We start from the raw sequence: 15,516 nt of genomic DNA on the forward strand, positions 1-15,516 counted from the left end.
CTCGCCGAGCCGCGGCGCGCCGCGGCCGGCCTTGAGCCGCGCCTGCTCGCGCGGCTCCACCCGCAGCCAGTGCGGTACGTTTTCGACGATGCGCACCGGCACCTTGAAATACTGCTGCAAAATTTTGCTCAGGCCTTCCGGATCGCGGCTGTGGCGAATCAGATGACCGGCCATAAAATGCTTGGCGTGGGCGTTGATGCTGTCGCGCTCTTGCTGCGCCGGCTGGCCGATGCCGATCAGGCTCGACAGGTACTCGTCGAAGCGCCGGTTGTCCGGGCGATCCAGCGATACCGTCGGCTGCGCGTCGGCCCAGGCGCGGTAAAACAGCAGCGTCAGGCGGTGATGGAACAGGTTGGTGAACGCCAGCAGGGTGGTGTCCTGATGGTGATACACCCGTTCGCGCACGTATTCGGTCAGGTGCAGCGGCAGCGGCCCGTTGGGGCCGAACAGGCCGAAACTGAAGATCGAAACGTCGTGCAGCGGGCCGTTGGCGCGCGGCGTCACCTGCGCCAGCGTGGAGGGCGCGAACGACAGCGACGGCTCCTGGCCCAGGCGCAGCATCTCGTGGCGCGGCAGCGGCGCGCGCCCCAGCAGGTAGGGCTGGCCGCCCTGGGCGTCGATGCGCCGCAGCAGCTGAAACAGATCGTGTTTGTAAGGCGCGCTGCGCAGCCGTGGCCAGAAGTCGTCCGGCAGGCGATACAGCGCGTTGATCTGCGGCGGCGCCAGTTCGGTGGCGATCATTTCCGCGCTCATATCAGCGTCCTTTTGCCCATGCGCGCCTGCCAGTGGGCGATTTCGCCGCGCTGCTGGCTGGAGAGCGTCATCTCGGTGAAGGTGTTCATCGCCACCAGGCGCGAGAACAGGCGCTCCAGCACGCTGCCGAGCAGGTAAGGGCTGTTGCCGGAGAACGCCTGCTCATCGACCGTCAGATCGATGGCGATGCCGCGCGCGAATACGATGGGGCCGGGCTCCGGTACACGCCGATAGACCGGCCGCAGGTTGCAGTGGCGCACGCCCTGGATCTGCTTGGCGATCGCCGGTTCGCTCAGGTTGCCGTACAGCCCCAGCAGCTGGCGCAGGCTGGCGGCACCCTGTTCCGGATCGCCGTCCATCATGCTGAGGTAGTTCAGCTGCAGCTGGCTGATCAGCCGCCAGGTGATCATCCCTTCGGCCAGCGCCGGGCGCGGCGGGGTGGGGCCTTTGCGCAGCGAGACCTGCTTGATCGGGATCGAATCGGGCATCACGAAGTTGCCCTGATCCTGTTGCAACAGCATCAACGGCAGATCGCGGCTGGTGCACAGCACGTCGGCGGTGAGGTATTTCAGATCGCTGTGCCACGGCGATTGCCGTTCGTCCACCAGCGACACGAACACTTCCGAACCGGCGTAGCCGGTGCGGGTGCCGTAGCGGCGGGCGTGCTCCGACAGCGTGCGCTGTTCGCGCCGCAGCGAAAAGTAGGCGCCATAGTTGCCGTCGTCCGCGCTCAGGGTGCTGTAAAACGGCCGAAACTCTTGCTCGTAGCGTTTTTCGCTGGCGCTGCCGCCGAGCCGCTGCACCGAAAACACTTCGTAATCCAGCGGCCGGATATTGTCGACCACCAGATGGTATTCGTGGTTCTTTTCGTTGATCGCGATGCGTTCGGCCACTTTCGGAAACAGGTTGATCACCGGCGTGCAGTGCAGCGCCAAATGGGCGGCGTCGACCACCCGTTCCAGCGCGGCATCATGCCGATCCAGCAGCACCACGATCTCGAATTGGCGCAGCCCCTTTTTCCCTTCGCGCACGCTCTGCAGCAGCGGACGCAGGCCGTTGACGCTGAAGAACTGGAAGCGTGCCGGGAAGGCGAAATACTCCTGCAGCAGCCGGTAGCCTTCAAAGTTGCGCAGGTCATTGGGCAGCAGCGCCTGCTCGGCGGCGAAACCCTCCTGCCGCAGCCCGTCCAGCGCCAGCGCCCGCCGCTGCGGTTGCGGTTCCACCGTTTGGCAGACAAGCCCGACGCTGTGCTGCATCAGCAACTCCAGCAGCTGCTGCGCCTGCATGTCCGGCCCGGCCAGGTAAAACATCAATTGATCCAGCTGCAGATTGTTGAGCGTCACGCTTTCGTAGCACTCAAGACGAATGCGCAGCGCGCTGACGCAGCCGCTGTGCTGCAGCCCCAGTGAGGCCAGCGGGATATCGGCCGGAATGCCGCCCAGCTCGACGCCGGCGATGCGCACCGGCTGCAGCGTGACGTCATGCGCCGTGGTGTAACTGCAGGTGATGCCGCTTTTCTTCAGCGTCTGGCTGTCCATCATGGTGCCGCGCGGCACCACGAAGCCGTTGCTGATATCGCCTTTACTGCTGTCCGGCTGCAGCTCGGCGATCGCCATCGACGGCGTCGGCGACAGGTAGTTAGGGTAGATGATCTCCAGCAAGCGCTGAGAAAAGCGCGGGAACTCGGCGTCCATTTTCAGCTGCACGCGCGAGGTGAGGAAGGCAAAGCCTTCCATCAGGCGCTCGATATAAGGGTCTGCCACGTCAATGCCGCGCATGCCGAGGCGGCCCGCGACCTTCGGGTACTGTTCGGCGAACTCGGCGCCCATCTCACGCAGATAGGCCAGCTCGCGGTTGTAATAATCTAACAGTTTACTGTCCATCGCCTTACCCTATGTCTTTCAGATCGAAGTGGCCGTTTTCCAGATCCACGTCGGTACGGAACAGAAACTCCAGCGGATAGGGCACGCACCACAGGCGGCCCTTGATTTCGATCGACAGCACGTTGTGCAGCTCCAGCGAGCCGGTATCCGAGATGCAGCGCACTTGCAGCCCCTCGGGCAAAATGCGCGGCTCGAAATGGAGAATGGATTCGGTCAGCGCGCGCTGAATGTCGAGCCATTCGATGTCCGACATGCGCTTGCCCGCCAGCGAGGCGATGCCGTAATTCAGGGTGGAGCGCTGCACCTGCGGAAAATCGCCGAGATCCAGATTGGATTCGCTGTTGACGCAGTTGAACAGCCACTGCAGATCGCGCAATACCCGGCGGCGCAGCTCGCTGTGCGACACCAGGTTGCGCACCTGCGCCTCCTGCTTTTTCTGCGGTTCGTCGTCGGTCAGCATATCGAGCAGCACCGGCTGCATTTTGTCGCGCGAGGTCAGGCGTTCGCTGTCCTGACGATAGCGATAGCCCTGGTGGCGCAGATCGCCGCCGTCGTAGTGGGGTGGGCGCTTATCGTTCATGGTCAGGCACTCGCGTCGAAGCTCAGCTGCCGCAGGCTGTGCAGTGGGAATTCATCGCTTTCGCTGAGCCAGGTTTTCAGGCCCAGCCCCGCATAGTGGGTGCCGTCGCCCAAAGGTTGCCATTCGGTGCGTTTGCCGAGCAGCAGCGCGTCGTCGCTGCCTTCGGGGAGCGGATAACGGGCGGGCAGTTGGCATACCTGTTCGCGGCCATCGGTCAGGCGCACCAGCGCATGGCTCCACACCAGGTCGATGGCGCTCTGCGGCGCCTGGAACTGGATCGCGGCGATGTCGGCAAACGGCAGCCAGTAGTAAACGCCGTTCAGCGCCAGTTCGCATACCGGCCCGAGGCGGCCGTCACCGTCGGTCAGCCAGTCGAAACGCAGTTGCCGTTCTTGTTCGCCTTCGGCCAGCGTTAACCGCCCGGCGCCGGCCGGGGCGGCCTCCAGCGCTTCGTCGCGCAGCGCCTGGGCCTGTTCGGCCGCCCCTTGCGCATCCTGATGCAGCGCCTGCACCATCAGTTTCAGCCAAGGCTGATCCTGCCGCAGCAGCGCCGGCGCGGCCGTGCCGGCAAACACCGCCTGGCGTTGCAGCTCGGCGTTGACTGACTGCATCAGCAGCAGCGTGGTCGGTTGGGCGATCGGTTTCAGCGCCTGCCAGGATTTCAGCTGCGCGTTGGCGCGCGTCCAGTTGCCGCTCAGACACAGCAGTTGCACCAGCGCGGCGCGCAGGTCGGCATCCGCCGGTTTCGCCTTGATATCGTTTTCGACGGCGGTGATGGCCGCGCCGATCGACTGGCCTTGCAGCATGCTTGCTAATGATTTCACAGGCTTTCCTTATAATCAGTGAGTGGCGCCGTTAACCGACAGGTAGCTGCCGCTGGCGGGATCAACGCGGTCTGCGGCCAGCTTTTCCACCAGTTTGAAAGTCAGCGGGGCGGGGGCGCTCAGCAGCGGCTGCCAGGCGGTTTGCGCCTGCTGCACGCGCTGTTTGATCTTGTTCTCGTCGGCGGCGTCGACGCGCGGCATTTCAACGATCGCTTCACCGTTGAACGCCCAGGCGTGCAGCTTCGGTTCGAAGTTCAGCAGCAGGAAGCTGCCCGGCGCCTGCGGGTTACCGCCCAAAATGAGCCGTTGGGCGTTGGCGCTGACGACGGTCAGCGCGCGATCGCCGCCGTTAACCTGCGCCAGCGGGTAACCTTGCAGGAACCACAGCGTCGGCGAGAGGGTTTGGCCGCCCTGTTGCAGCGTGACCGCGCCGCTGCCCTGCAGCCAGCCGTCCTCGCCGCAGCGCAGCGCGGCGCCGGCGGGAATGAACAGCGAGCCGCCGTTGGCCTCGTCACGCCAGAAGGTGCGGAAGTGGCAGCCCTGCGGCAGGCTGAAACGCTGAGCCGGCGCGCTGTCCGCCTGCGGAGAAGTCACGGCCACCGCCGCAGGGATCGCCGGTTGCGGCGGGGTTTCCGGCGGCTCGGAGGCCTCTTGTTTGACCACCGGTTTCCAGCCGCGCGCTTTGGCGGCTTCGCCGCTGGCCAGTTTCTCTCCGCGCTTGTCGGTCAGCGTCCAGGGCAGGTGGCCGGCTTTCGGGCACTGCTTTTCCAACAGATTGCCGACGCGCGGCAGAAAGTCGTTCAGCACCGCCGGATCCTGGCTTTGCGCCGAGACGATACGCAGCGGGATGCTTTTGCCGCACCAGCTTGCCGGATTGCTGTTTTTGACGTCATCGATAAACACTTCCAGCTTCTGGCTGGGGGAGTAAACCAGGCGATAGTTCATCGCCTGCGCGGTCGGCACCGCCATCAGGGCGACGAGCCCCGGCATCCAATATTTCATAGTGAACCTTGCTGTGAATGTGCGCTGCTCAGTCGCGGCTCAGAAACCGCTCCGCATCCGCCAGCGAATGCAGCAGGGTGGTTTCCTGCGGTGAGCCAATCCAGACGGCGATAGCGCTGTAGTTATCGCTGTTATTGTTTTTCTTCCATGCCTGCTGCATCAGGGCGATCCACTCGCTGGGGGAGTTGACCATGTGCAGCGACTGTTCCAGTTCGGCCTGGCTGAAGCTGTGCCAGAAGCCGTCGGTGCACAGCAGGAAAACGTCGCCGTCTTCCAGCTGCAGCACGTCACTGTAAGTGGCGTCGCGCTCTTCGTTGAGCCCCAGCGCGAAATACAGCAGGTTGCTGTTGATGCCGTTGGTCTGGTAGCCGGCGTCCTGCATCTGTTGGATCAGGCTGTGGTCGGTGGTGACGGCATGCAGGTAGCCGCGGCGGAACAGGTACAGGCGGCTGTCGCCGGCGTGCGCCCAGTAGGCCAGCTGGTAATCGCGATCGATAAACAGACTGACCAGCGTGGTGCCCATCTTGCTGTATTCGTCCGACTGCCGCTGCTGCTGGTGGATGGCGGCGTTGGCGCTGGTGATGTGCTGACGAATGCTCTGGGCGTTCAGGTGCTTTTCGCCGTCGAAGTTTTGCAAAATGGTGTCGCGTGCCAGTTTGGCGGCGATATCGCCGCCCGGAAAACCGGCGATGCCGTCGCACACCACGAAGCAGGCGGCGCGGTTGCCGAGCACCTCGCCGGTCTGATCCTGGTTGGAGGCGCGGCCGCCCTGGTTGGAGGTAGAGGCTATGGTGATATTCATTACGCGTCCGGTTTGGTCTGTGAGTCTTTGTATTGATTCACTTCAACGTCATAGGCGTGCAGGAAGGCTTCGCCGAACAGGGTGTGGAAATCGTCCTCGATTTCGCCGGAGGTTTGCTGATAGTTCTTCACGAAGTAGTCCCACAGCGCGGCCTTGCGGTTGGCGGGCAGCGACAGACGCGGCGCCACGCCTTCCTTGCGCGCTTCTTCTTCGAGACGCTCCGGGTTAAACGACTGCAGCATGGCGGCGATGATGGCGCGAATGCCGGCGATCATCCCCAGCTGGTGCGCCTGCAGGTCGATCAGCGCGTCGCGCACCGCCTGCTCCGGCGGCATAAAGCCCGGCATCTGGCTGCCGAACATCTGCATCAGTACCGTTTTGCCCGAAGGCAGCAACTTGAACGGGTTGTTGGCTTCGTCGAGGATCATGGTCATCTCGGCCTTCACGCCGCGCTTGAGGATCGAGCGGGATGAGAGCAGGGCGACGGTGCCTTGCGAGAACAGGCTCAGCAGGCGGCCGGCCAGGCGGATCTGTTGTTCGTCGAAATGCGGCTGCGGCTGCAGATCGTCAAGACCGATGCCTTGCAGCAGCGCCGCCAGCAACGGTCCTTCCAAGGTGTCGCCATTCGGCGCGGCGGCGTGCTGCCGCTGGGCAGACTGGTAGGCAACCGGATCGATGCCCAGGCGGTTGCCCTGGCGTGGACGCGGCGGTTGCGCAGGCGGCTCCTGCGGGCTGAACTGCGGCGCGGGTTGGGGTTGCGGCTCGGGCATCTGCACGGGCGGCGGCGTCGGCTGAGGGCGCGGCGCTACCGGCTGGGCGGCGACCGGAGCCGGTGCTGGCGGCGGGGACGGCGGCTGTACCGCTTCCTCCGGCTGAGCCAGCGGCACGGCGCCGCCCATCAGCAGCCCCAGCGGATCGTTGCTGTTCAGCGTCTCTGGCGAAGCGGGCGCGGATGAGCCGCCGAACAGCGCCAGCGGATCCAGCTCTTGCTCCGGTTGCTGCGCATTCCGGGCCGGTGTTGCCGGGCGCGGCGGCGCAGCCTGCTCCGCCAGCAGCGCGCTGGGGGTGGTGTCGGCCAGAATGTGTTCGCGTTCAAAAGTGGTGTCGGTATTGAACAGCGCCGCCGGATCGGTTTGCTGTTGCTGCAATTGGCGCAGATCGACATCGCCCGCCAGCTGCGCCAGCGGATCGGCCGGGTTCAGCTCGCGAGCGGGGGTATCCAGCAGCGGGTGATTGCCCGGGTTGGCGATCGGCGGCGGTGTGACGGCGGCCGGCGCGTTCGGCGTGAATTCTTCCACCAGGCTGTCCCAGATTTCGTTGGGAATTGGCGCGGCGGATTTTTCGGTGGCGGCGGCTGCTGGGGCCGCAGCAGCGGCAACGGCAGCAGCCTTGGCCACCGGTTGAGCCTGTGGCGCGGCGTGTTGCTGCAGCGCGCTGACTTCAATCTGGTAATCGTCGATGCCGAGTACGTCGCCATCCTGCAGTTCAACCTGGCGGCCGCGCTCCAGCGGAATATCGTTCAGCAGCACGCGGGTGACGTTGCCGCGGTTGGTGATGCGGCATTCGCCGTCAGCGGAAATATGCACGATCGCCTGCAGGCGGGAAATGGCGCGCTCTTCGTCCGGCAGCACCAGGTTGTTGTCCACGCTGCGGCCGATGGTGCCGCCCGGCGGCAGAAAATCGCAACTGCTCTGCGGCGGAACCTGGCCGCTTTTATTTTTTACAATGGAAAATCGCATAAGGCATTCCTGCTGATGGGGATTTTAGACTGCTTTGGGCGTATGTTGATTTAGTCATCTAATCAGATGGCTAACTTCTATTCTTTTCTTCTTTGTAATAGGTGTTTTTTGGTAGTTGAGTTAAGTAGATAAAGGTGAACATCAAACTGCCGTAGTGAATAGAGTCATAGTTATCGTTGCCTGGTGGGTAGAAAAGATTAAGAAAATCATTCCCGCATGCAAAAATTGAGAGCTGTATGATACTCATAAAAACCACAATGAGAGAGTTGAAAACAAAAAATGGATAATTGTGTTTGCGAGCCGATAATTTTTTTAAGTAATATAATGCCACTAAAGTGATGAGTGACAATGAAAAATAGAAAAGTAAGAATCCATATGAGTAAGTTGATAGCGTGACGTCTGGAGTCATGTTAATAATCAATAAATTTACTTGATTTGAAAGATTTATGAAATTGGGTTCGATAATCCTTACTATTACTTAGAGTAACGTTCAAAGATGGCTTTAGCATCACTGGAGCTTTGCAGTGAAAGGCAATCTAAAATATGATAACTTCCTTTAACTGAGCCTTGGCTATTTTTATTGGCGTACTGTTCAGCCAGCTTTTCGCCTTGTTCGAATGCATCCATCGGCAGTTTACTTAATTCTAAATAGGCGGAAGCGGAATGGAAGGCGTCTTGCTTGGTTTTTTCTGAGTCAGTGGACTTCCCAATGCAGCGGCTGACTAACCAATTTTTATATAGTGCCTCTTGCGATAAAATATTGAGTGAGTTTTCAGCAAGGGCTACATGGCTTCCGAGCAGCAGAGACATTAAAAAGTACGTGTATCTTCTCATCCGAGATAACCTTTGATATGAGCCGTCGTTTGAGCAACTCTGATATCAGTTTTCGTCTTTCCCTTGGTATTTCTTGATGATAGCTTGCAACGCTTGGCTATGTACAAGATCGATGCACTTGGCCATCGTCATCGGCTCTCCAGACATGCTGTCATAGGGCTTTGCCAGAAATTCTTTTGCCAGCGCCCTGACAGCGGTATGCGCTTCCAGAGAATAATCGCCGAACTCCATGTAACCCCGAGCAGCGGTGGCGGCATCGTTTTTGACTTCTTTTGCTGAGTACCCCTCGGCGATACAAACGCTGAGCGCGTAGTTTTTGAGGTTCTCGGCAGGGGAATAGTCAATTTCTGTCGCTGCATTAACGCTCAACGTTGCGGCGAAGGTTACAGTCAGTGAGATTTTTTTCACTGGTTATTTCCGAGGAGGATTTTCATTTACTCTGTCCGGATTGTCTTTCACCCAATTATCATTAGGGCGCTGTACATAATCTTTCGCAAGTTTGTCAAGTTCTTCACTATGGTACATATCCATGCACTTCATTAAGTCTAAGCGGCTTTTCCCGTCCTTAGCATTGTAATTCTTTTGCAAATACTGCTTTGTCAGCTTGATGATAGGGGATTCTTCATCACGAATTGCATAGTATGACCAAGCATCGATACCATTCGATGAGGCAATTGCATCTTTGCTAGCCTCTGGTGATGTCTTATAAGCGACGGAAATGCAGTAGGTCAGAGCAATATCCTTGTAGTTTTGCAAATAGTTTCGGTACGCCGCTTGCGGTGGCCACTTTTCAATAGGTTCTTCTTGGTTTTTCTGTGCTATAGCACAAGTGGCATATAGACAAAGAAAAGAGATAAGGATTTTTTTCATCTCAATACCCAAAAGTTAGCGTAATTTGTTGTATAGCGAGCTTCTGGTTCATTGAAATAACAATGATCATAACAATCGCCGTTCCCATTCCAAAGCGTAGCATGTCCTCCAGCATCGCTCCAACCTGCAATTTCAAACAGTATGATCCCTTTCTTCCCGGCTAATTCACCACCACCTGGAGGAGGGAATTTGACTCGAAGGTCGGGTTTGCCCCAGATCTTTGTCAGATAAGCGATAAGATCTTTAACTCTAAAAAAATACCATTGACGATCGGCGCCTGATACGGTCTGATCTTTTACATAAGGAATGGGGAAGCCAGATTTATTCAAGATGTAGCTCATACGCACAGCGCAGGTGTTTTCCCACTTTCCATTGGGCGCAATATTCATGGCGACACGCCCGCCGATAATCTTGGCAACATTTTGAGCTGAATATTGCGCGTTATATATTTTAGTGCTTGCAACCCATGCTGCTGAAAAAATGGGGCGATTATTATTCATTGTTATTTCCCTATATTAATCCCCCCGGCCGTAACCGGGGGGGGCATGCAGATTAAGCTTCGCGGTTTTCCTTGATGTTCCAACCTGCGCTGCTTTCGGCGCCTTTGCCGCCTTTGTCGCTCTGCTCCCAGTACTGCTGTTTCACTTTCGCCGCCTGGAAGGAGTAGGTGACGCCCACGGTGTCTTCGCCGCCTGCACCGGTGTACTGCACGGCGGTGACCAGCACGTCTTCCAGGGTGATTTTTGCGTATTCAACCTGGGTGCCGCCCGCCTTGCAAACCGACAGCTCAATCTTGGTCAGGTGTTTGCCGCTTGAGCAGTGTTTCAGCAAGGCCGGGGTTGACTTGTCGATCAGCGCGTTGACGTGCAGATCGTTGAAGCACACTTTGCCGGCGCCACCGCCGCCGCCAACGCCCATATTGCCTGGTTGAGAGGCGCCCCAGGAGAAAGAAGTAATGTCGGTCCAGCCTTTGTGATTCGAATCTTTGGATTCGCCGCTGGCACCTTCAACTTTCAGGAACATATCAATAGCCATAGTTTCTTCACTCTTTATTAAGGGTTAACAGTAGTATTAACGTTACGTTGAAAAACTCAGGTAATAGCAGCAGGAATTGCAAGTGTGGTAATGCATTACCAATTTATATCCTTGTGCCATGCACCTTCTTAAATACCGAAAACTATCGGTACGGGTTACCGAGCCACTATTAAGTGCTAATGGCTCAATGCTTAATTATTTCGCGTTATCTTGGTTTCACGCGCGATCTGGGTTGCCTGTTATGAACAAGCATGCAGTTAAACCAAACCTCATGCATTTACTGATAAGCCGATGGAACACTAGCTCAACTCCCAAAACCAGACCTCTTTGCAGTTAAAATAGCAATGGGAATGGCAGGTTAATAGCGAGTTTTCTGGTTCGATAAGATCAATGTGTCCGCCATCATAGTTGGTGATCTTATTGAAGAACACGACGCCTTTTTTATTGCCAATACCTTTCTCTGCATCTGGAGCATTAAAGAAAATTTTGGCTTTACCAAAACTACTGGAGCGATGCAACTGATCGGCCAGCAATTTGGCTCCCGGTTCAATCGTTTTACCCTTATAGGCGCCTTTCTTGATTGGCAGGCGGCCTTTGAAGCTGATACCGGTTTTCAACAGCGCCAGGCTCATGCGCACGGCACAGGTATTGGCATAACCAGGATTTTGCTTTAGAAGCGTATCAAGCTCATAGCCAATCTCAGCGTAAACGGCTTCTGCTGCCAAATATCCCGGGCTAGAGTAATCAGAGGAGTAATGGCTGCTTTTTAGCTGACGATATAAAGGTTTCATGCTTTGCCTCCTTTGCAGGGGAAGCGAGTTGCAAGAGCTTCTTCAATCAGGGGGGCAGCCCTTTCATGCAGGCGCGCCGTGGGAAGTTTATTAAAGAATTCGAACACAAACTCCTGCAGAGTGACGGTTTGTAGCTGGCTGTATTGGCACCAGCTTTTTCCTTCCGTCGCGTCCAGCACGCCCAGCAAATAAATCCGCGCTTTCTCTTTTTCCTGTTTATCTGCACTGCGATAGAAACGGAAAAAGTCGCTGCCTGGCAGATTGACATCATCGGACGTCAAATGTGCTATCGATGTCTGCTCGGCGAAAGCTGGCGGCGCGGCGGAGAGCGAGCAGACGACTGTCAACAGCGATGCCAGATAAAACCGTTTTGTCTTCATCTTTCTTTCCCTGTGATGAGGTTGATGTATCAGCCAGGCCGCACTACCGCGGCCTGACTTCAGTCCATCAGGACGCGTCGTTTTGTTTCAGCGAAGGCAGCTTCGACACCAGGCGCAGGGAGACGGTCAGGCCTTCCAGCTGGTAGTGCGGGCGCAGGAAGAACTTGGCGCTGTAGTAGCCCGGGTTGTCTTCGATCTCTTCCACCTGCACTTCCGCCGCGGCCAGCGGTTTGCGCGACTTGGTTTCCTGCGAGGAGTTGGCCGGATCGCCGTCCACGTAGTTCATGATCCAGTCATTCAGCCAGCGCTCCATATCGTCGCGCTCGCGGAAGGAGCCAATTTTGTCGCGCACGATGCACTTCAGATAGTGCGCGAAGCGGCAGCAGGCGAACAGGTATGGCAGGCGCGCAGAAAGCTGGGCGTTGGCGGAGGCGTCGGCGTCGTAGTATTCCGCCGGCTTCTGCAGCGACTGCGCGCCGATAAAGGCGGCGAAGTCGGAGTTTTTGCGGTGCACCAGCGGCATAAAGCCGTTTTTGGCCAGCTCGGCTTCGCGACGATCGCTGATGGCGATCTCGGTCGGGCACTTCATGTCCACGCCGCCGTCGTCGCTCGGGAAGGTGTGGCACGGCAGGTTTTCCACCGCGCCGCCGGATTCCACCCCGCGAATGGCGGTGCACCAGCCGAACTCTTTGAATGAACGGTTGATGTTGGCAGCCATGGCGTAGGCGGCGTTGGTCCAGGTGTAGTTGCCGTGGGTCGCGCCGTCGGTATCTTCTTCGAAGTCAAACTCGTCCACCGGATTGGTGCGGATGCCATACGGCAGGCGCGCCAGGAAGCGCGGCATCACCAGGCCCAGGTAGCGCGCATCTTCCGATTCGCGCAGGCTGCGCCAGGCGGCGTATTCGGTGTTCTGGAAAATCTTGGTCAGATCGCGCGGGTTGGAGAGCTCCTGCCAGGACTCCATCTGCATCACGCTCGGCGCGGTGCCGGCGATGAACGGGCAGTGCGAGGCGGCGCCGATCTTGGCCATTTCGCCCAGCAGCTCCACGTCCTGCGGGCTGTGATCGAAGTAGTAGTCGCCCACCAGGCAGCCGAACGGCTCGCCGCCGAACTGGCCATACTCTTCTTCGTAGATTTTCTTGAAGATCGGGCTCTGATCCCAGCCCACGCCTTTATAACGCTTCAGCGTGCGGCCCAGCTCCTGCTTGGAAATGCTCATGAAGCGGATCTTCAGCATCTCGTCGGTTTCAGAGTTGTTGACCAGGTAGTGCAGGCCGTGCCACGCGCCTTCCAGCTTCTGGAAATCGTCGTGGTGAATGATCTGGTTGATCTGCTGCGACAGCTTTTCGTCGATTTCCGCGATCAGCGCCTGGATGGTGCGGTAGGCGTCGGAAGAAACGGTGACGGTATTTTCCAGCGCCTGCTGCGCCAGCGTTTTCACCGCGTTCTCGACAGCTTCTTTGGCCTGATCGGTCTTCGGCCGGAACTCTTTGTTCAACAGCGCGCTGAACTCATCGCTGGAAAAAGTCTCGGTGGTTTGCAACGCATTTTGTTGCTGAGGCGAGTTGCTCATCGATTAATCCTCACGCTCGTTGTTGTCATCGTTAACCGCCGGCTTCGGCGCGTCGGTCAGGGATTTCAGCAGCGCCGGGTTTTGCAGGATCTTGGAGATCAGCTCCTCGGCGCCGTTCTTGCCGTCCATGTAGGACAGCAGGTTGGAAAGTTGGGTACGGGCATCCAGCAGATTGTCCAGCGCGTCGACCTTGCGGGCGATAGCGGCGGGGGAGAAGTCTTCCATGCTTTCGAAGGTCAGATCGATGTTCAGCTTGCCTTCGCCGGTCAGGGTATTGTCAACCTGGTAAGCGACACGCGGCTTCAGCGATTTCATGCGCTCGTCGAAGTTGTCGACGTCGATTTCCATGAACTTGCGCTCTTCCACGCTGGCTTGCGGATCGACCGCTTTCCCCACCAGATCCGCCATCACGCCCATCACGAACGGCAGCTGGATTTTGCGCTCTGCGCCATAAATTTCGACATCGTATTCAATCTGTACGCGCGGCGCGCGGTTGCGGGCGATGAATTTCTGCCCGCTGCGGGATTTCGAGTTTGACATGATTTACTCCATCTAATGGCGATTGGGAACGCGCCTCGTCCGGCTGGGAGAGTCAGGTTCTGATTCGGGTCTGCGCAGGGGCAGACGGTATCGGGTGTCGTCAAGAGAACAAAAGTCGGCGGCTAGCTGTTCTCCTCGTGGTCGGGGCGACCGAGAATGGTCTCCAGTTGGTTAAGCCCATCGGGCGCCAAATCGCGGACGATTTGCATAAAGTCCAGCGCAATCAGCCGCTGGACCCGATCGATCATCAGCGGCGCCGGGTGGCTTGGCTCATGAAGACGAAAATAGTTTTTCACCTTGTCCAGCATCAACTGGGCGTCGTCGCGCGACTGGATCTGCGCGCTGCGCCAGTTGAGTGGGGCAGAGGCGCTCTGTACGGCGGCCGGTGGTTGCTCAGCGGCGGTTTCCTGTGTGGCGTTCGCTTCGGTGGCGGCCGGGGCCTCGCTCTGGCCGGCGAGCGCCACCAGCGAAAAGACCTTGGTCAGCGCGCTCATTTCCGGCAGCGCGCTTTCACCCAGGTGGCGGGTCACTTCGCTGCGGATGGCGGCCAGGGTGTTGGCGATGTGCATCACCAGCGCGCCTTCGGGGCGATCCTGCTGCGCCAGTTCATCCTGCAGCCGCGCACGGCCGCCGGGAAAGTTGGGGCACTCTTGCTTGCTGCCGTCGAGCAGGGCGCCCGCATCGCGCAGCGAGATTTCACCGGCGGCGCTTTTCAGCAACGGCGCGGCGCGCACGCTGGCGGCCAGCGCGGCCTTGTCGCCAAGGTCGGCCAGCGCGTTGATGCGAAACAGCGGGTCGGCCTCGCCGTCGAACTCCAGCGGCGGCTGCAGGGCATCCCAGTAGCGGAGTATCGCCTGGTGGATCAGCGTCAGCCCGTCGGCATAGCCCGGCAATCCGCGCAGCTGGGTCCAGGCGCGGGTGAGATACAGCATGACGCGCAGGTCTTTGGTACGCGCCAGCAGCGAGCTTGCGAGACGCTCGACCTGCACCCAGTCCGGCGCTTCTTCCGGAATGATGGTGCTGCCGAATTGCTGTTCGGCTTTGCCGGTGGCGGCGCGCGCCATGGCCAGAAAGTCGGCGTCGTATTCCAGGTTGTCGCCGCAGGGATTGTCCGCGTCGACCGGGGCCAGCAGGGTATCGGTGTCGATAGCCATAAAATTTCCTTCAACGAGCGATGTTAATCAAACATTTGCGGGTACTGGCCGCCGCGGCCGGGGCGCGCCCAGCCGTTGGGCTCGAACAGCAGTGAAAACAGCTGCACGGTGAGGTTGCCGCTGTGCACGTGGGTGTAGAGCGGGTGCCCGTCGGCCTGATTGGTCCACCAGAAGCTGGTGTACTGCGCCGGATCGAAACAGTCGGCGGCCTGCTGCCAGCCGAGGCCCGGTACGTCCGGATGCTGGAACCCGATAATCGACAAGATCTCGGAGTCCGCTTCCGCCGGCGGGCTGGGCAGCGCCGGGATCGCCTGCAGCGTGCGGTCGATCTGTTCGGCGGAGAAGCCGTTGCGCACACCGTTCAGCAGGGTATGGCCGAGCTGTTGGTACCAGCTCGCCGCCATGTTCAGCTGTTGCGGGCGCCAATCCTGTTGGCTGAACAGGCGCAGCGCGCAGATGGGGTAACGCCGCCCGACGCGGTCGCGCGCCGGCAACAGGCAGCCCATCTGCACGTACTGGCTGCCGAGCGTGGCGGGGATCACGAAGTTCCACACCGGCGCGTTGCTGAACGGGTGATCGTTTGGCCCCTGCGCATCGCGCTGTAAATTCACCAGCCCGTTATGGAACCAGTGGGCCCAGTTGTTGATCACCGGGTCAGGCAAACGGCGTTGCAGGAAGTCACCGGCGGAAGGAAGTTTGCCGTACCAGCCGATGCTCGTCGGGGCGCTTGAATCAGTGCTCATGGTCATGTCCTTT

18 protein-coding genes are annotated in these 15,516 nt (G+C 59.0%); all 18 read right to left on the bottom strand.

Going from position 1 to position 15,516, the window contains the following annotated elements:
* The coding region (gene tssG, locus ACJ8PN_RS09270; RefSeq protein ID WP_442534846.1) for a type VI secretion system baseplate subunit TssG at positions 1 to 753 on the bottom strand (753 nt) is incomplete at its 3' end.
* A complete protein-coding gene (gene tssF, locus ACJ8PN_RS09275) occupies positions 750 to 2,636 on the bottom strand; it encodes a type VI secretion system baseplate subunit TssF (protein WP_033632721.1) in 1,887 nt (628 codons plus the stop codon). The genes tssG and tssF, both read right to left, overlap by 4 nt.
* A gap of 4 nt (positions 2,637 to 2,640) precedes the next feature.
* Positions 2,641 to 3,216, bottom strand: coding sequence for a type VI secretion system baseplate subunit TssE (locus ACJ8PN_RS09280; protein WP_442534847.1), 576 nt, complete (start codon positions 3,214 to 3,216; stop codon positions 2,641 to 2,643).
* A 2-nt stretch (positions 3,217 to 3,218) separates the two neighbouring features.
* Positions 3,219 to 4,040, bottom strand: coding sequence for a type VI secretion system accessory protein TagJ (locus ACJ8PN_RS09285; RefSeq protein ID WP_276552589.1), 822 nt, complete (start codon positions 4,038 to 4,040; stop codon positions 3,219 to 3,221).
* 15 nt (positions 4,041 to 4,055) lie between these two features.
* Entirely contained in the window at positions 4,056 to 5,042 is a 987-nt protein-coding gene (locus ACJ8PN_RS09290) for a hypothetical protein (protein WP_033645724.1), read from the bottom strand.
* 28 nt (positions 5,043 to 5,070) lie between these two features.
* Positions 5,071 to 5,844, bottom strand: coding sequence for a PP2C family protein-serine/threonine phosphatase (locus tag ACJ8PN_RS09295; protein WP_004934976.1), 774 nt, complete (start codon positions 5,842 to 5,844; stop codon positions 5,071 to 5,073).
* Positions 5,844 to 7,583: a type VI secretion system-associated FHA domain protein TagH gene (gene tagH / locus ACJ8PN_RS09300; protein ID WP_171454267.1), complete on the bottom strand. Its 1,740-nt coding sequence runs from the start codon at positions 7,581 to 7,583 to the stop codon at positions 5,844 to 5,846. The genes ACJ8PN_RS09295 and tagH overlap by 1 nt, the downstream gene beginning before the upstream one ends.
* A gap of 474 nt (positions 7,584 to 8,057) precedes the next feature.
* Positions 8,058 to 8,393 carry a T6SS amidase immunity protein Tai4 family protein gene (locus ACJ8PN_RS09305; protein WP_253718470.1) on the bottom strand — a complete coding sequence of 112 codons (336 nt, stop codon included), beginning with the start codon at positions 8,391 to 8,393 and terminating at the stop codon, positions 8,058 to 8,060.
* Between the two features lie 69 nt (positions 8,394 to 8,462).
* The gene (locus ACJ8PN_RS09310) at positions 8,463 to 8,816 is read right to left on the bottom strand and encodes a T6SS amidase immunity protein Tai4 family protein (protein ID WP_325962356.1); all 354 of its coding nucleotides are present in this window, start codon (positions 8,814 to 8,816) and stop codon (positions 8,463 to 8,465) included.
* 12 nt (positions 8,817 to 8,828) lie between these two features.
* Positions 8,829 to 9,287 carry a T6SS amidase immunity protein Tai4 family protein gene (locus ACJ8PN_RS09315; RefSeq protein WP_004934966.1) on the bottom strand — a complete coding sequence of 153 codons (459 nt, stop codon included), beginning with the start codon at positions 9,285 to 9,287 and terminating at the stop codon, positions 8,829 to 8,831.
* Positions 9,284 to 9,787, bottom strand: a complete 504-nt coding sequence (locus ACJ8PN_RS09320) for a type VI secretion system amidase effector protein Tae4 (RefSeq protein WP_351106224.1) — start codon at positions 9,785 to 9,787, stop codon at positions 9,284 to 9,286. Before ACJ8PN_RS09320 ends, ACJ8PN_RS09315 begins: the two co-directional genes overlap by 4 nt.
* 52 nt (positions 9,788 to 9,839) lie before the next feature.
* Positions 9,840 to 10,322 carry an Hcp family type VI secretion system effector gene (locus ACJ8PN_RS09325; protein ID WP_004934962.1) on the bottom strand — a complete coding sequence of 161 codons (483 nt, stop codon included), beginning with the start codon at positions 10,320 to 10,322 and terminating at the stop codon, positions 9,840 to 9,842.
* 299 nt (positions 10,323 to 10,621) lie between these two features.
* Positions 10,622 to 11,113 carry a T6SS effector amidase Tae4 family protein gene (locus ACJ8PN_RS09330; protein ID WP_025303293.1) on the bottom strand — a complete coding sequence of 164 codons (492 nt, stop codon included), beginning with the start codon at positions 11,111 to 11,113 and terminating at the stop codon, positions 10,622 to 10,624.
* Positions 11,110 to 11,493, bottom strand: a complete 384-nt coding sequence (locus ACJ8PN_RS09335; RefSeq protein ID WP_351106221.1) for a Rap1a/Tai family immunity protein — start codon at positions 11,491 to 11,493, stop codon at positions 11,110 to 11,112. Before ACJ8PN_RS09335 ends, ACJ8PN_RS09330 begins: the two co-directional genes overlap by 4 nt.
* A gap of 67 nt (positions 11,494 to 11,560) precedes the next feature.
* On the bottom strand, positions 11,561 to 13,066 hold the full coding sequence (tssC, locus tag ACJ8PN_RS09340) for a type VI secretion system contractile sheath large subunit (protein WP_004934958.1): 1,506 nt from the start codon (positions 13,064 to 13,066) through the stop codon (positions 11,561 to 11,563).
* 3 nt (positions 13,067 to 13,069) lie between these two features.
* A complete protein-coding gene (gene tssB, locus ACJ8PN_RS09345) occupies positions 13,070 to 13,606 on the bottom strand; it encodes a type VI secretion system contractile sheath small subunit (RefSeq protein ID WP_015378282.1) in 537 nt (178 codons plus the stop codon).
* Between the two features lie 122 nt (positions 13,607 to 13,728).
* Positions 13,729 to 14,760 (bottom strand): type VI secretion system protein TssA, encoded by a 1,032-nt coding sequence (tssA, locus tag ACJ8PN_RS09350; RefSeq protein WP_171454264.1) that lies wholly within the window; start codon positions 14,758 to 14,760, stop codon positions 13,729 to 13,731.
* A 23-nt stretch (positions 14,761 to 14,783) separates the two neighbouring features.
* On the bottom strand, positions 14,784 to 15,503 hold the full coding sequence (gene tagF / locus ACJ8PN_RS09355; protein ID WP_004934950.1) for a type VI secretion system-associated protein TagF: 720 nt from the start codon (positions 15,501 to 15,503) through the stop codon (positions 14,784 to 14,786).
* Positions 15,504 to 15,516: the final 13 nt, after the last annotated feature.

Source organism: Serratia sp. CY76391 (assembly GCF_052166695.1).
GTDB classification, from domain to species: Bacteria; Pseudomonadota; Gammaproteobacteria; order Enterobacterales; family Enterobacteriaceae; genus Serratia; species Serratia nematodiphila.

What these genes read in the sequence shown, in the direction of transcription:
- tssF (WP_033632721.1), bottom strand. Translation starts at nt 2,636, where the DNA reads ATGGACAGTAAACTGTTAGATTATTACAACCGCGAGCTGGCCTATCTG.
- ACJ8PN_RS09280 (WP_442534847.1), bottom strand. Translation starts at nt 3,216, where the DNA reads ATGAACGATAAGCGCCCACCCCACTACGACGGCGGCGATCTGCGCCAC.
- ACJ8PN_RS09290 (WP_033645724.1), bottom strand. Translation starts at nt 5,042, where the DNA reads ATGAAATATTGGATGCCGGGGCTCGTCGCCCTGATGGCGGTGCCGACC.
- ACJ8PN_RS09295 (WP_004934976.1), bottom strand. Translation starts at nt 5,844, where the DNA reads ATGAATATCACCATAGCCTCTACCTCCAACCAGGGCGGCCGCGCCTCC.
- tagH (WP_171454267.1), bottom strand. Translation starts at nt 7,583, where the DNA reads ATGCGATTTTCCATTGTAAAAAATAAAAGCGGCCAGGTTCCGCCGCAG.
- ACJ8PN_RS09305 (WP_253718470.1), bottom strand. Translation starts at nt 8,393, where the DNA reads ATGTCTCTGCTGCTCGGAAGCCATGTAGCCCTTGCTGAAAACTCACTC.
- ACJ8PN_RS09315 (WP_004934966.1), bottom strand. Translation starts at nt 9,287, where the DNA reads ATGAAAAAAATCCTTATCTCTTTTCTTTGTCTATATGCCACTTGTGCT.
- ACJ8PN_RS09320 (WP_351106224.1), bottom strand. Translation starts at nt 9,787, where the DNA reads ATGAATAATAATCGCCCCATTTTTTCAGCAGCATGGGTTGCAAGCACT.
- ACJ8PN_RS09325 (WP_004934962.1), bottom strand. Translation starts at nt 10,322, where the DNA reads ATGGCTATTGATATGTTCCTGAAAGTTGAAGGTGCCAGCGGCGAATCC.
- ACJ8PN_RS09330 (WP_025303293.1), bottom strand. Translation starts at nt 11,113, where the DNA reads ATGAAACCTTTATATCGTCAGCTAAAAAGCAGCCATTACTCCTCTGAT.
- ACJ8PN_RS09335 (WP_351106221.1), bottom strand. Translation starts at nt 11,493, where the DNA reads ATGAAGACAAAACGGTTTTATCTGGCATCGCTGTTGACAGTCGTCTGC.
- tssC (WP_004934958.1), bottom strand. Translation starts at nt 13,066, where the DNA reads ATGAGCAACTCGCCTCAGCAACAAAATGCGTTGCAAACCACCGAGACT.
- tssB (WP_015378282.1), bottom strand. Translation starts at nt 13,606, where the DNA reads ATGTCAAACTCGAAATCCCGCAGCGGGCAGAAATTCATCGCCCGCAAC.
- tssA (WP_171454264.1), bottom strand. Translation starts at nt 14,760, where the DNA reads ATGGCTATCGACACCGATACCCTGCTGGCCCCGGTCGACGCGGACAAT.
- tagF (WP_004934950.1), bottom strand. Translation starts at nt 15,503, where the DNA reads ATGAGCACTGATTCAAGCGCCCCGACGAGCATCGGCTGGTACGGCAAA.